Origin of the sequence: Deinococcus aerolatus, from assembly GCF_014647055.1 — a bacterium.
Classification (GTDB): Bacteria; Deinococcota; Deinococci; order Deinococcales; family Deinococcaceae; genus Deinococcus; species Deinococcus aerolatus.
Map to the genome: position 1 here is coordinate 35,161 of NZ_BMOL01000007.1, position 13,945 is coordinate 49,105.

General features: G+C 64.9%; 8 protein-coding genes. 4 read left to right on the forward strand and 4 right to left on the reverse strand.

Going from position 1 to position 13,945, the window contains the following annotated elements:
• The first annotated feature begins 383 nt into the window (after positions 1 to 383).
• The 4 genes from IEY31_RS08930 to IEY31_RS18925 all read left to right on the forward strand — a co-directional run bounded on the left by IEY31_RS08930 (position 384) and on the right by IEY31_RS18925 (position 8,413).
• Positions 384 to 1,487, forward strand: coding sequence for an SPOR domain-containing protein (locus IEY31_RS08930; RefSeq protein WP_188971061.1), 1,104 nt, complete (start codon positions 384 to 386; stop codon positions 1,485 to 1,487).
• The gene (locus IEY31_RS08935; protein ID WP_188971063.1) at positions 1,487 to 2,212 is read left to right on the forward strand and encodes a redox-sensing transcriptional repressor Rex; all 726 of its coding nucleotides are present in this window, start codon (positions 1,487 to 1,489) and stop codon (positions 2,210 to 2,212) included. The genes IEY31_RS08930 and IEY31_RS08935 overlap by 1 nt, the downstream gene beginning before the upstream one ends.
• Positions 2,213 to 2,521: 309 nt before the next feature.
• The gene (locus IEY31_RS08940) at positions 2,522 to 3,172 is read left to right on the forward strand and encodes a hypothetical protein (RefSeq protein WP_188971065.1); all 651 of its coding nucleotides are present in this window, start codon (positions 2,522 to 2,524) and stop codon (positions 3,170 to 3,172) included.
• Entirely contained in the window at positions 3,173 to 8,413 is a 5,241-nt protein-coding gene (locus tag IEY31_RS18925) for a beta strand repeat-containing protein (RefSeq protein WP_268238937.1), read from the forward strand. It begins immediately after the preceding gene.
• Between the two features lie 76 nt (positions 8,414 to 8,489).
• On the opposite strand, the gene cpdB is transcribed toward IEY31_RS18925, so the two are convergent.
• From cpdB to IEY31_RS08965, 4 genes are all read right to left on the reverse strand, one after another.
• The gene (gene cpdB / locus IEY31_RS08950) at positions 8,490 to 10,385 is read right to left on the reverse strand and encodes a 2',3'-cyclic-nucleotide 2'-phosphodiesterase (protein ID WP_188971343.1); all 1,896 of its coding nucleotides are present in this window, start codon (positions 10,383 to 10,385) and stop codon (positions 8,490 to 8,492) included.
• Positions 10,386 to 10,530: 145 nt separating this feature from the next.
• The gene (locus tag IEY31_RS08955; protein WP_188971069.1) at positions 10,531 to 11,805 is read right to left on the reverse strand and encodes an alpha-hydroxy-acid oxidizing protein; all 1,275 of its coding nucleotides are present in this window, start codon (positions 11,803 to 11,805) and stop codon (positions 10,531 to 10,533) included.
• 36 nt (positions 11,806 to 11,841) lie between these two features.
• The gene (locus IEY31_RS08960) at positions 11,842 to 12,507 is read right to left on the reverse strand and encodes a DUF5639 domain-containing protein (RefSeq protein ID WP_188971071.1); all 666 of its coding nucleotides are present in this window, start codon (positions 12,505 to 12,507) and stop codon (positions 11,842 to 11,844) included.
• Complete coding sequence (locus IEY31_RS08965) at positions 12,500 to 13,930, reverse strand: FAD-binding oxidoreductase (RefSeq protein ID WP_188971073.1); 1,431 nt, start codon at positions 13,928 to 13,930, stop codon at positions 12,500 to 12,502. Before IEY31_RS08965 ends, IEY31_RS08960 begins: the two co-directional genes overlap by 8 nt.
• Positions 13,931 to 13,945: the final 15 nt, after the last annotated feature.

The following is a 13,945-nucleotide window of genomic DNA, read 5'->3' on the forward strand; positions in this document are numbered from 1 at the left end:
GGCGGCCCCCACCACACAGGCACCATCCACGGCGAGGCAGAAAGGACAAACGGTCCTTTCCGCCTCGCCACTTTCCTGTTGTTGCCCCGCCGGTCTCCGCAGGCGGTGGTGAAGAGCTGTCCAGACCAGACTCGCGTTCCAGGGCGGCAAAACGCCCTGTCCACATCCATTTTTTGTAAGCTGAGGCACGGCAACGGAGAAACAGCCGCTGGCATCGGTGCGGGGCGTCTCATGCGCCTGACCGGCACCAGGGAGTTCAAAGGGGGTTGTATGCGGGCAAACACGACAGAACACGGTCTCCCACCACGGGATAGAAACACCACGCCACACCTTGACCACTGCTCCGAACTGTGCAGGCCGGCGGTCACGGCCGGGAGAACCCCATGAGCAAACCCGCCGCCGCCCGCCGCTGGCCCGACATTCTGATCGGGGTTCTGGTCCTGCTGCTGCTGGCCGGATTCGCCGCGCTGCTGCTGGGGCAGCGCAAGACGGCCACCACCACCACGGCCACCACCACCGCACCGTCCACCTCGGCCATTCCGGCCGCGCCTGGGACGACCGACGCGGCGACGGACACCGGACCTGCCGAGGCCACCGTCATCACGCCCCCCGTGGAAGACCCTGCGCCGCCCGCCGACACCGGTACCGATACAGGGTCCACCGACACGGCCACCGCGTCACCTGACACGGTGACCGAGGCCCCGATCATTCCGGCCGCGCCCACCGACACGTCTGCCACCACGCCGCAGACGACCCCGGACACGGCCACCAGCACCGACACCGAACCCACCGCGCCCGCGACGGCGGCAACCCAGACGCCTGCTGAGGAAACCCCGCAGGCCCAGATTTCCGAGACGCTGGCCACCCCCACTGAAACGCCTGCCGCCACCACGGTCACGCCCCGCAGCGGCGGCGCCGTCGCCACCAGCGAGAGCCGCATGCCGCTGCGCAGCGACTACCGCATCAGCCTGGGGACGTTTGGCAGCGTGGGCACCGCCCAGAGCCGCACCGCCCCGGTCAGCACGCTGGGGTATACGGTGTATCCGATTGACCTGGGCAGTCAGGTGGTGGCGCAGGTTGGCCCCTTTGCCGATGAGGCCAGCGCCCGGCAGGCCCTGGCTGACATTCAGCGGGCCTACCCCGGCGCACTGCTGTACCCACCGCGCGCCTCGGCCACCGGCGGGTCCAGTAACACAGAGGGTAGTGGCAACGCTTCTTCCCCCGCAGCGGCCACACCAGCCCCGGCCACGAGCGCCGCACCAGCCGCGCCCAGCGGGCCTATCTACCTTCAGGTGGGGGCCTTCGACCGTGTGGAAAGCGCGCAGAAACTCGTTGATCAGTTGCGCGATCTGGGCTACGTGCCCACCGTCAATGCCCCCGAGGGCCGCAAGGTCACGGTGGCGGTTGGCCCCTACACCGGTGACGCCCTGACCCGCACCGAGCAGCGGCTGGACGACAACAATCTGGACCACTTCCGGGTCCGCTGATGTCCGAGGTCCCCACCGCCGCCATCAGCCGCCTGGTCACGTACCTGCGCATCCTGGAGGAATTGGAGACGCGGGAGATCGTCCGGACCAGCAGCACCGATCTGGCCGAACGGGCCGGGGTCAGCGCCTTTCAGGTGCGCAAGGACCTGGCCTACTTCGGGCGCTTCGGCACGCGCGGCCTGGGCTATTCCGTGGCGATCCTCAAGCGTGAACTGATGCGCGTGCTGGGCCTGAACCAGACCTGGAACGTGGTGATCGTCGGGGTGGGGCGTCTGGGGCAGGCCATTGCCAACTATCCAGGGGCCAGCGACTATCAGTTCCAGTACGTGGGCCTGTTCGACGTGAGTCCCGAACTCGTCGGGCGGCGGGTCCGGGACCTGACCGTACGTCACATCGCAGAACTTAAAGATTTCGTCCGGGAGAACAAGGTGGACATGGGGTTTCTGGCCGTGCCGCCCGAACGGGCACAGGACGCCGCGCAGGCCATGGTGACCGCCGGGGTGCGCGGCATCCTGAACTTTGCCCCGGTGGTGATCGGCCCCAGACCGCTGGAAGGCCGCAGCGAGAGCCGCTCCGCCGACGGGAACGTTCTGCAAGACAGTGGTGATGATTGGCGTGGCGTCATCGTCGAGAACGTCGATTTCCTTGCCGGCATGAAACGGCTGGCCTTCTACACCCTCAATCCCCACCTGAAAGATTCACCCGTCCCGGAGGACCCCGCATAGGACGATTTCAGCCCGCGCAGGCGTCAGGCGGTCGCCCTTCGCTCTCCGGTACGTCCAGCTGATCCCACCCGCACCGCCGCACCGAGCCTGGAACAGGCCAGGGGTGCGGTGCCTTTTGGTGTGCCCCAGCAGGTCATGGCCCCAGACCACAGGCGGCACGCTCTATCGGCGGATTGTCTTAGCAAGAAATTGGTGATGAATGGGGTGATGTAATCCACGGGAACTTCAATTTGCTGGCCAGAACGACACGGCTGGCAATTCATCCCCCAACCCCACCTTGAAAGATCCACCTGTCCCGGAGGACCCCGCATGAAGAAACTGGCTCTACTCATCCCTCCCCTCATTCTCGGAGCATGTGGTCAAACCGGTGTGAGCATCGGCCAGAGTTTCGGCATGACGGCGGCCCTGACCGGCACCGAGGTCGGCGCCGACGTGGTCAATGTGTACTCCAAGAATTCGGACGGCACACGCGGCGCTTATCTCGGCAGCGAAATCAAAGCCTATCAGCCCGCGCAGGGCAACCTGGGAATTCAGGTTCAGGCTGCGAGCCTGGGCCTGACCATTACGGCCGCAAAAGTGCTGTACACGGATTCCTCCGGTGCACCATTTGCCGGAACCGCCAGCGTTTTCAATACCTCGGTGAACCTCAAGGTTCCGGAAGGGTACGCGTGCCCAGCAGGCGCGGCGGACTGCACGTTTACTGAAAAGACAGCGGTGCCGGTGGCCTTTGAGAAAACGGGAACAAATCTGTACCTGCTCAGCGAACAGGCGGCCATTGCCGCCGCCAACAGCTGTATTGGCGGCTCCAGCGCTGTCTCCGCAGGCCCAGGTGGTTGCGCCGAGGTCCGCATGAACGTCACCCTGACCGGCCGGGACAGCCTTGGAGGCACCCGCACCGTCAACATTCCCCAGGCACAGGTCCGTGTGTTCGTCGCCACCATCACCGAAGAGGTCCGCTAAATGTCCACCGCCCGCCGCAACCCCTTACTACTGCTTCTGACCGGAATCCTCGTGGCCTGCGGTGGTGGAAGCACTCCAGGTACCGCTCCTTCAGGCAATACCGCCCCCGCCGTCAGCATCAAGGCCAGTGGCCGGGCCATCACCTCCAGCACCTACCTTCCCAGCCGGGGCCGCCTTGAAGTGGGCGTCTCGGACCCGGATATGGGCGGCAGCATCAAGAAAGTGGTTTATTCCCTCGACAACGGAAGCCAGACCGAGCTCGCAGCCTCGGCAGCCATGACCGTGCAGCTTCCGGACCTGTCCGGCGGAGCGCACGAGGTGACCGTTGAGGCCACCGACAACGTTGGCGCCGTGACCACCATCAAGGCTCCCTTCCTGGTCGACGCTGCGGCGCCCAGCCTGGACACCATCACCCTGAACGGACAGGCCGCCGTCAGCACCGCCACCCTGACGGTCGGCGACGCAGCCCTGCTCAGTGTGTCCGCCCAGGACACCCGTGGCGATACCCAGAACACGGCAGGCCCCGTGACCATCCGGATTCTGGAGGGCGGCACACTGCTCAAGTCGGTCAGCGGCACCAGCACCACGGTCGACGTGACCAAAGCGTCCGGCAACAAGGACCGCACGGCAGGTGTCGTGGCCTTCACTGTCGAGGCTGAAGACAGCGTGGGCTTCGTCACGAGCCGCACCATCTCCGTGACCTTCAACGCCGCCGCAAACAGCAGCACCATCACGGCGCCCACATTCACCTGGCTCAGCCCGGCCAGTGACTATGTCCAGGGCGGCGGGACCATCACGCTTCGCGCCACCGCCACGCGCAACGGGCAGGACCTGAGCAGCCAGATCGCGTACACGGCCACCTGCGGCACCATCGTGGGCAACATCTGGACCCTTGGGGACGACTGCGCCGATGGCAGCAAGCAGAGCGTCACCGCCACAGTCACCGACGGTGGCCGCAGCTTCTCCAGTCCGGCGAAAGTCATCACGGTGGACGCCAGCAATCCCACGGTGCAGATCACCAGCCCGCAACAGGGTCAGGGCTTTACTCAGAATCCCATCAAGATCAGCGTGACCGGGACCGACGCCGTCAGCGGGCTGGACCGCATTCTGGTGGAGGCCTCGGCCAACGGGAAAGATTTTGTTCAGGTGGGCGTGATCACTTCGGCCAGCGGCGACGTGACTTGGGCTCCCATGAACGGCACCTACACCCTGCGCGCCACGGCCACCGACAAGACCGGGCGCACCAGCAGCACCACGGTGAGCGAAATTAAGGTCCAGTTGACCAGCAATGACGCCACGCCCCCCACCGTCTCCTTTAGCCCAATTCCGACCGGACCCCAACGCGCAATCACCACCATCGTTGTCTTGGCCAGTGATATTGGGGTTGACGCCAGCGGCGTAGCCAAGGTGGACCTGTACGACGGCGGCACCCTGATTGAATCGAAAACAGCGGGTGTGGGCGGCAAATACACCTTCAGTCTCGATACCACCAGGCTGAGCGACGGCACCCATGCCTTACGCGCGGTGGCCTTTGACAACGCCGGTCTGAGCAGTGAAGCGGGCGCTACCCTTACTGTCGACAACACCGCCCCGATCATCAGCTGGATCAGCCCTGCCAGCGGAGCCGTGACGAGGGGTAAGGTCACGCTTAACGCCACCACCAACGAAGGGAAGGTGACCTACACCGTTGACGGCGATGCCATTACTGGGACCACGGTCGAATTTAAGAATGACGGCGCTCATACCATCACCGCCACCGCAAAGGACGACGCGGGGAATACCACCACCAGTACCATCACGGTGACCAGCGACGCCACAGCCCCCACCGCGCAGATCATTAGTCCCACGAGCGGCAGCACCCTGACCAGCAATCCTGTCACCGTGAACGTCAGCGGAAACGATGCTGGCAGCGGCGTGGCGAGTCTGGAAGTCTTCGCCGGGAGCACCAGCATCGGCACTGTTAATGGAGCCGGCGGGTCGGTGACCTGGGCTCCCTCCACCGGCATCTATAAGCTGACCGTCATCGCCACCGACAAGGCTGGAAACCGCAGCATTGCTGGAACGCCAGTCACTGTGGAGATGAAGCTGGCTATTGCCGACACAAGTGGGCCTGAGTTCCTCGCCGCGTCGCCCACCATCCAGCCTGCACCCACCAATGGGAACTCACGAGGCAGCGTCATTATTGATGGGCTCGTCAAGGACCCGGAAACTGGGATCAGTCAGGTGGCACTGTTCAACGGAGGGACGCGCTTGAATGCCCCTGCCAGTCTCAGTCAACAGCCGGATGGAAGTGTTCGCTACGCGCTGGCCCTGGACACCAGAACCCTCAATGACGGTGAGTACTCTCTAACCATCCAGGCCACCAACGGCATTGGCCTGATTAACAACAAGGAAATCAAGATCCAGGTCAACAACAGCGCGCCCACGGTGACCATCACCAACCCGCAAAACGGCGCCCTGCTGGGCACCGCCAGCGACCTCGCCGTCAAGGCCACCTCCACCGACACCACCCCCGACGACGTCGTGGCGCTCACCTACAGCGTCGATGGTGGCGCCTTCGGCGACACCTCCACCCTGCCCAAGACCGACGGCGTCCATACCCTGACCGTCCGCGCCACCGACAAGGCAGGCAACACCGGCAGCGCCACCTCTACCTTCACCTATGACGGCACCGCCCCCATCGTCCAGATCACCAGCCCCACCGCCGGTCAGAAGTTCACCACCACGCCGATTTCCATTGGTGTGGTTGGGCAGGACAGCGGCACGGGCATCGCCAAAATCGAGGTCTACGCCGATGACGGCACCCATGAACTGATTGGCACAAGCAACGGCAGCGGCACCGTGACCTGGTACCCCCGCAAGACCAACGGCACCCCTTACAAGATCGTCGCTATTGCCACTGATCGTGCTGGGAATAATGCTGAGACTACGATTGAAAAAGTGCAAGTACAGACCGCTAGTAGCATTACCCTGGCCTCCGAACCTACTATTAAGCTGCCCGACGCCAATCCTAAGGGTGCTTTGCTTCTCACTCCTAACCGCCTGTACGTCCGCGGGCCTTTGGATATCGCAGCCGAAGCCACAACCACTGCACCCAACATGGTCCAGGCCGACCTGTTACTCGATGGTCAAACGCGTGCCACCAACACCACAACTCCAAGCAAACCGACTTTCAACTTCGACTTCGATACGTTGAACGAGGGCCTGCACGATGTTGGCGTCCGCTTTACTGACTCGCTTGGCACCGTTGGGAGCACCAAAACCAGCGTGTTTGTCGACAAGACGGGACCAGTTATCACCTGGAACACTCCTCTTAACGGCAGCCTGAGCAACAAGGAAGTAGCACCCTCCGCATCTGCAAGCGATAACGCTTCGGGCTTCACTGGAGCGGTGACGTTCAACGAGAACGGAATTGACATCACCGGTCCAGTTGGAGAAGGCCAGCATACGATCATGGCGGTAGCCAAAGACAACTTGGGCAACACCAGCACCAAGGCGATCTCATTCACTGTGGATATGACAGGGCCAGCGGTGGTGCCGACCAGCCCCACTGACAATCAGGAGTTCGCCTCCGCACCGATTACCTTGAGCGCCAGCGCTTCGGACAACCTTAGTGGCGTCGCCTATGTGGAAGCGAAGGTAGGTGTGAAGGGGCAGCCCCTCACGACGCTCGGACGACAGAATGGCCCCACCTACAGCGCCGTGTACACCCCCACCCAATCGGGCACGTATGAGGTCGAGTACACGGCCTGGGACGCGGCAGGCAATGCTTCCAGCATAATTAAGCGCACTTTCCAGTATTCGGTGACCGCGGCTCCTGTAGAGCAGGCCCCGAAACCTGTATTGGAAGTGATCGGGAGCGCTCCATTCTCGGGCAACATCAGCGTCAATGTCTCGGGCAACTTTCACACCAGCAGCCAGGTCGACCGCATGATTTTGCAGGTCACTGATGCCAAGGGAGTCATCGACAACAGCACCTATGTCACCACGCAGGCACGTGCAACCTTCAGCGTCGATACCACCAGATTTGCGAACGGATTGCTTAAGCTCCAGGTGATTGCCATCGCCAAGAGCGGCTTGATCGGCAACAGTGACGTGTTTGAAGGAGGGGTTCAGAACCTGACCAGCCCAGATCTCAAGGTGGCCACACCCAGTGACGGCGCAATCATCACCACGCCAACCGTGCCGGTTCAGATCACCCTGACCAAGCGAAGCGCGGATTACAGCGTCACCGGCTCGAACATTGTGGTGGACGTTCTCGACTACCGCGGCGTCAGCGTGCGCAGTCAGACCCTGAGTACCAACAATCCGTCCATCTGCACCGGCAGTGCCGAATCGCTGACTTGCAACACCAGTTTTGATATCGCCGCCCTGCCTGCCGACATTTACTCGATTCGTGTCCGGGCCAATGTCCAGGTTGACCCTTCGGGCGTCAACATCACCAGGGCGTTGGAAACTACCAGCCGCTTTACCCACAACACCGCCAGCCTGCTGCCCCCAGCCGCCAGCATTCGCTTCCCAGCCATCACTGATCTTCAGAAGCCTAGTCAGCTTGACAGCAGCTCCGGCGTCCTGATCAGTGTGAGTGACAATACCGGCGTAAGCGTCGTGGAAGCCCGAATTGTGGGACCGTTCGACGGCACCCAGCCCCTGACGCTCAACGGCACCACACAGTGCGACGCCAGCGTGCCTGTTGCCGGCCGCTCGCCCGTAGATGTCCTGATGCTGAACTACGGCTATGCCTCGCCCATCACCAACGGCGACGTGGTGCTCCGCAACCTCGACATCGACGGATCGGCATACATTCCCAACAACAATCCCAATGAGCGCTATGACCTACGCGTGACCGTTCAGGACACCGAGGGCAACCGAAACATTCAGTGCATCCCAGTCACCGTGAACCGTGCGGCTAGTCAGGCTTCCCGTCCTACTTACGTCGCTTCCACTACCAAGCTCCCCAACCCCCCCAGCACCACCCCAGGTGAGCTGAACTACACGACCGGCACCTGGAGAATCTCGGGGATGACCAACAGCAGCCGTGTTGCCGCCGTCCTGTACCAGGACAACATCCAGAAGACCGTGACGTTCGAGAGCGGCGTCACTACCTCCAAGGACATGACCGTGTCGTTCGGGGATCCAGGAACGTACCAGATTGTCTGGCTGATTGAGGACATGACCACCGGAATCGTTACCTCGGTCAGCGGGGAAGTTATTTCCGTAGTGAAGATTTCTAAGCCCTGAACTGACGACAGATTCGCAGAGCTTTCAACACAAAGAGCCCCCGCCACTCCGGCAGGGGCTCTCCTGTTCTACCCGCTCAGAACTTAATCGTGTACTCCGCAAAACCATCATCGCGCGTCTTGAGCAACGTCGCGCCGGCCGGGGCGAATTTCTGGGCGTTGGGGCTGCTGACGTACAGCAGCGTTGCACCCGGAATGGGCGTCAGCTTCCAGTTGCCGTCGGCGGTGGGATTGATCGTCTTCTGCTGGGTGAAGTAGGCGATCAGCGCCTGACGGGTCTCATCGGGCGATTCCAGCACGATGTTCTTGCCGTCCAGACCGGGGAACTTGCCGCCACCGCTGGCGCGGTAGTTGTTGGTGGCCACCACGAACTTCTGGTTGGGATCGATGGGCTTGCCCGCGTACATCAGGTTCTTGATGCGGTGGGCGTCGGGGTTGGCCAGCTTGGCGTCCTTGTCGTAGCGGCTGGGCTGGGACACATCGATCTCATAGGTCACGCCGTCGATCACATCGAAGTTGTAGGTGGGGAAGGAATCGTTGACCAGGGGCTGCGGCTCGGTCTTCTTGGGGTCAATCTGGTTGAATTGCCCGGCGCTGCGTTCCAGCCATTCCTGAAGCTGCGCCCCCGTGACCTCCACCGCCTGCACGGTGTTGGGGTACACGTACAGGTCCGCCACGTTCTTGATCGCCAGGGTTCCGGCGGGAATGTCGGTGTAGTAGCTGGCCCCGTTGCGTCCACCGGCCTTGAAGGGTGCGGCGGCGCTCAGCACCGGCAGGTCCTTGTACGGGGTTCCGGCCAGCGCGGCCTTGACGTAGGCGACCTGGGCGTTGCTCACCAGCTGCACGCTGGGATCGTCCTGCACCAGTGCCCAGTAGGAATTGATGGGCGTCACCAGGTCAGCCACCTTGCCGCGCACGTAGGCCAGCGTGCCCTCGTGGGCGGCCTTGACCGCCGCCGCGATGGCGGGGTCCGGCGTGACCAGATTCTTCTTGGCGGCCTTGTCCCAGATGGGCCGCACGGCGGCCTTGCCGCTCACAACGTTCCAGTTGTTGCCGCGGCGTTCCAGCGTCAGGTCCACGATCCCCAGGTCACTGCCCCAGAAGCCGGCCATGACCACAGGTTTGCCGTTGATGGTGCCGTTCTCGATGTTCGCGCCGGGAATGTCCTTGTAGATTGGCCCCGGAAACACCTGATGGCTGTGGCCGCTGAGGACCACGTCAATGCCGTCCACCTTGGTCAGCTCGGTGGCCACGTTCTCCTGGCCCGGCTGGTAGTCGGCAGTGATGCCGCTGTGGGCCACCGCCACGATCACGTCCGCGCCGCGCGCCTTCATCTCGGGCACGAATTTGCGGGCAGTTTCCACGATGTCGCGGGTGGTGACCTTGCCTGCCAGATTGGCCTTGTCCCACTGCATGATCTGCGGGGGCAGCAGGCCGATCATGCCCACGTTGATGTAGTACGGCCGGCCATAGGTGTCGTACATCAGCTTGCGCTGGATCACGTAGGGCGTGAAGGCGTTCTTGTCGTTGGCGGGATTGCCGTCCCCGTCTTCCAGATAGACGTTGGCGCTGACCACCGGCATGGGCGCGGCCCCCACAACCTGATTGATGAACGGCAGGCCGTAGTTAAACTCATGGTTACCCAGGTTCGCCGCGTCGTACTTCAGCAGCCCCATCGCGGCGTGCATCGGGTGAACCTGCCCCGCCTCCAGGGGTTTGACCTTGGCCACGTAGTCGCCCAGCGGCGTGCCCTGAATCAGGTCGCCGTTGTCGTACAGCACCGTGTTGCGCTTTTCCTCGCGGGCCTGCTTGATCAGGGTGGCGGTGTACTCGAAACCGTACTCGCCGGTGGGCTTGTCCTGATAGTAGTCGTAGCCCAGCGCGTTGGTGTGCAGATCGGTGGTCTCCAGGATACGCAGATTGACCGTCTGTGCGCCGGCCGTGCCCAGGCCGCCCAGCAACAGCGCCGCCATCAGTGTCAGAGAATTGTGTTTGTTCACGCCGTTCAGAATACCGCCGATGGGCCGTGGCGTGTCGGTGACAAAGATCAGCGCCGGTAGAGGCCAATCGCAGGGGCTCGGGGGGCCGAACCGTTGCTGGGGCGTGGACCTGCGGCCTTCAGGCCAGATGGTCCGGCCCCAGGTCCCGCGCCGAGTGGGCTCCGAGCAGCCCCAGCGTCAGGTCAAACTCGGCCACGATGTTACGCAGCACCTCTGTCACGCCCGCCTCTGCGGCCAGGGCCAGCCCGTAGGCATAGGGGCGGCCCAGCAGCACCGCCCGCGCCCCCAGCGTCAGCGCCTTGGCCACGTCGGCGCCGGTCCGCACGCCGCTGTCGAGCAGCACGGGCAGGTCTCCCGCCGCCTCCACCACGCGCGGCAGCATGGTCAGGCTGCCCACCTCGCCGTCAATCTGGCGGCCCCCATGGTTGCTGACGATCAAACCGTCCATGCCGCGTCGCGCCGCCTCCCGGGCGTCGTCGGGATGCAGGATGCCCTTGAGGACAATGGGCAGGCTGGTCCACTCGCGCAGGCGCGAGAGGTCATCCCACTGCAAGTCGGGGCGGGTGTAGCTGGCCGTGAAGTGCGCCGCTGCCGCCCGCATCTGCGGCAGCGAGAGCCCGAACTTGCGGCCGTGCGCGGCCAGACTGGCGGCCGTCCGCAGCAGCGCGGGCGAGGGTCTGGGCGAGGCGGCAGGCAACGTCACACCCGCAAGTCCGGCGCGGAAATGCTCGTCCGTCAGGTACTGCGCCAGTCCCTGCCCACGCAGAAAGGGTAAGTGGCCCAGGTCCAGATCACGCGGCCGCCAGCCCAGCAGCGTGGTGTCGAGCGTCAGGACAATGGCCTGAGCGCCGATGGCCTCGGCCCGGCGGACAAAGGAGCGCGTGACCTGCTCGTCGGTGCCCCAGTACAGCTGAAACCAGCGCGGCGCCCCCGCCTGCACCGCGTCCATCGCGGCCGCCACCCGCTCCATCGGCTCGGACGCCTGCGAGGAGAAGATGAACGGCACGCCCAGGGCGGCAGCCGCGCGGCCCACCGCCAAGTCGGCCTCGGGGTGGGCCAGTTCCAGCACCCCCAGCGGGGCCAGCAACACGGGGGCGGGGGACGTGTGACCGAACAGATCCACACTCAGGTCACGCGCCGCCGAGCCGCGCAGGCGGCGGGGCAGCAATTTGACGGCCGAAAACGCCTCCAGATTGGCCCGCATGGTGCGCTCCGCGCCCGCGCCACCCGCCAGATATGCGAAGGCCGCCCCGTCCAGCTTGCGCCGCGCGGCCTCCTGCAACCGTTCGGGCGCCACCGGCACCAGCGGGCGCGTGCCGCCCAGCCCGTCCACGAAAATCTGCGTCTGACGGCTGCGGCCAGGGCCGGGACCAGCGGCTTTGGAAGAGGACATGTCCAGAAGTGTAGGGCCAGTCGGGCCTCCCGCCGCCTACAGACTCGCCGCCACCCGCGCGAACAGCGGCGGCATGGGCGGCACGGTCCCGCCGTCCACCCAGCCAAATCGGCGGTCCCGCACGCGTCCGCCGGCGCCCACGCCCATGCCGCCCGGAAATGCGGCAGTCAGATCGAGCGGCCCGTGGACCTCCACTGCCCCGGGCAGCGCCGCCAGTGCGCGGTCCACCTGCCGCCCATGCCCGAAGTGCATCAGGTGAAGCTGTCCGTCCATCTCCCAGGCGAAGCGGGCCGACAGCTCGGGCAACCCATCCAGCGAGCCGGGGGCCGAAACGTGGCGGACGCTCAGGCCGGGGCGCAGGCGCAGCGTGACCTCCAGCGCCTCGCCCAGCGCGCCGAAACTGCCCACGAAGGGGCGGGTCAGGTCATAGCCCTGCACGTTCTTGACGGTCCGGCCCCCGGCCCGCACCACCCGCCCCGACGGCGCGCGGAAGGTCACGCCCAGCACCTCTGCCCCAAAGAAGAAAGTCTGCCCGAAGCCACCGCGCGACACCAGACCGCCCACGCCGCCGGGCAACGCCACCGGAGGAAACGGCGGGTACAGGCCAGGGGGCAGCGCAGCGTAGACCTCCAGCAGTCCAACGTCGCCGGAGACGGTCAGGGTCTGATCGCCGGGGGAAACTTCTATTCTGGGCTCAGGCATGGGGTTCCTCCGGCAGAATCTTGCCGGGATTCAGGGCACCCGACGGGTCCAGGGCGCGTTTGACGTTCCACAGGGCCGTCATCGTCTCGGGATCTACCGCGTCGCGCATGAAGTCGCGTTTCATGGTGCCGATGCCGTGTTCGCCGCTCAGGACGCCGCCGTGCCGGATGGCCACCAGGGCGATCTCGTGGGCCAGTGTATGCACGGCCTCGGTGGACTCGGTGCGCGGATCGAACAGGATGTTGGGGTGCAGGTTGCCGTCCCCGATGTGGCCGAACTGCACCAGCTTGAGGCCCGAGGCGTCGCCCAACGCGCGAATCTGGCGCACCACTTCCGGCAGTACACTGCGCGGCACCACGATGTCCTCGTTCATGCGCTGCGGGCGGATGCGGCCCAGCGCGGGCGAGACGCTGCGGCGAGCCTGCCAGAGAGCTGCGGCCTCGGCCTCACCCTCGGCGCGGCGCACCACGCCCCCGGCCTCCAGACAGGCAGCCTCCACCAGCGCGCGTTCCTCCTCGACGGTGTCCAGATCGTCGCCGTCGGTGTCCACCAGCAGAACGGCCCCGGCGTCTCGCGGCAGGCCGAGGTGCAGGTAATCCTCCACCGCATTGGTGCACGCCTGATCCATGAACTCCAGCTTGCCCGGCACGGCCCCGGCGGCAATGGCCGCACTCACGGCCTCAGCGGCCTGTCCCACCTCGGCAAAATGGGCCATCAATGTGCGGGTGAACTTTGGCGGCGGTGTCAAACGCAGCGTGGCAGAAGTGATCAGACCCAGCGTGCCCTCCGAGCCGATCAGCAGACCCGCCAGATCGTAGGCGTCGCGCGTCAGGGTGTGCAACTCACCCTCGGCATCAACAAAGTCCAGCGCGGTCACGTAATCGCCAGTCACGCCGTACTTGAAACACAGCGGGCCGCCCGCGTTCTCGCCCAGGTTGCCGCCGATGGTGCTGGTGCGAAGGCTGGCCGGGTCCGGCGGGTAGATCAGGCCGTGGGGTCTGGCCGCATCAGTCACGGCCAGGGTGATCACGCCCGGCTGGGCGACGGCCTCGCGCCGCTCGGGGAAGATCTCCAGTTTCGACATGCGGGTAAACGAGACCACCACGCCCGGCTGCATGGGGGCCGCGCCTCCGCTGAGGCCGCTGGCCGCCCCGCGTCCGACGATGCTCACGCCTGCCCGCCGCGCCGCCTTGACGGTGGCGATCACATCTTCGGTGCTTTCGGGCAATACAACGGCTAAGGGCGTGACCCCGAACTGAATCGCGTCGAACCGGTAGCTCAGCCGCTCGGCCAGACTGGACAGCACCTTCCTCGGCCCCAGCAGGCGCGTGAGTTCGGCGGCCAGCGCGTTGTCGCCCCCACCCCCGGACCGGGGCTTGCGGGCCGGCGAGGTGGTGGTGAGGGCGAGTTTCTCGGTGGTCATGGCTGGCCTCCAGCG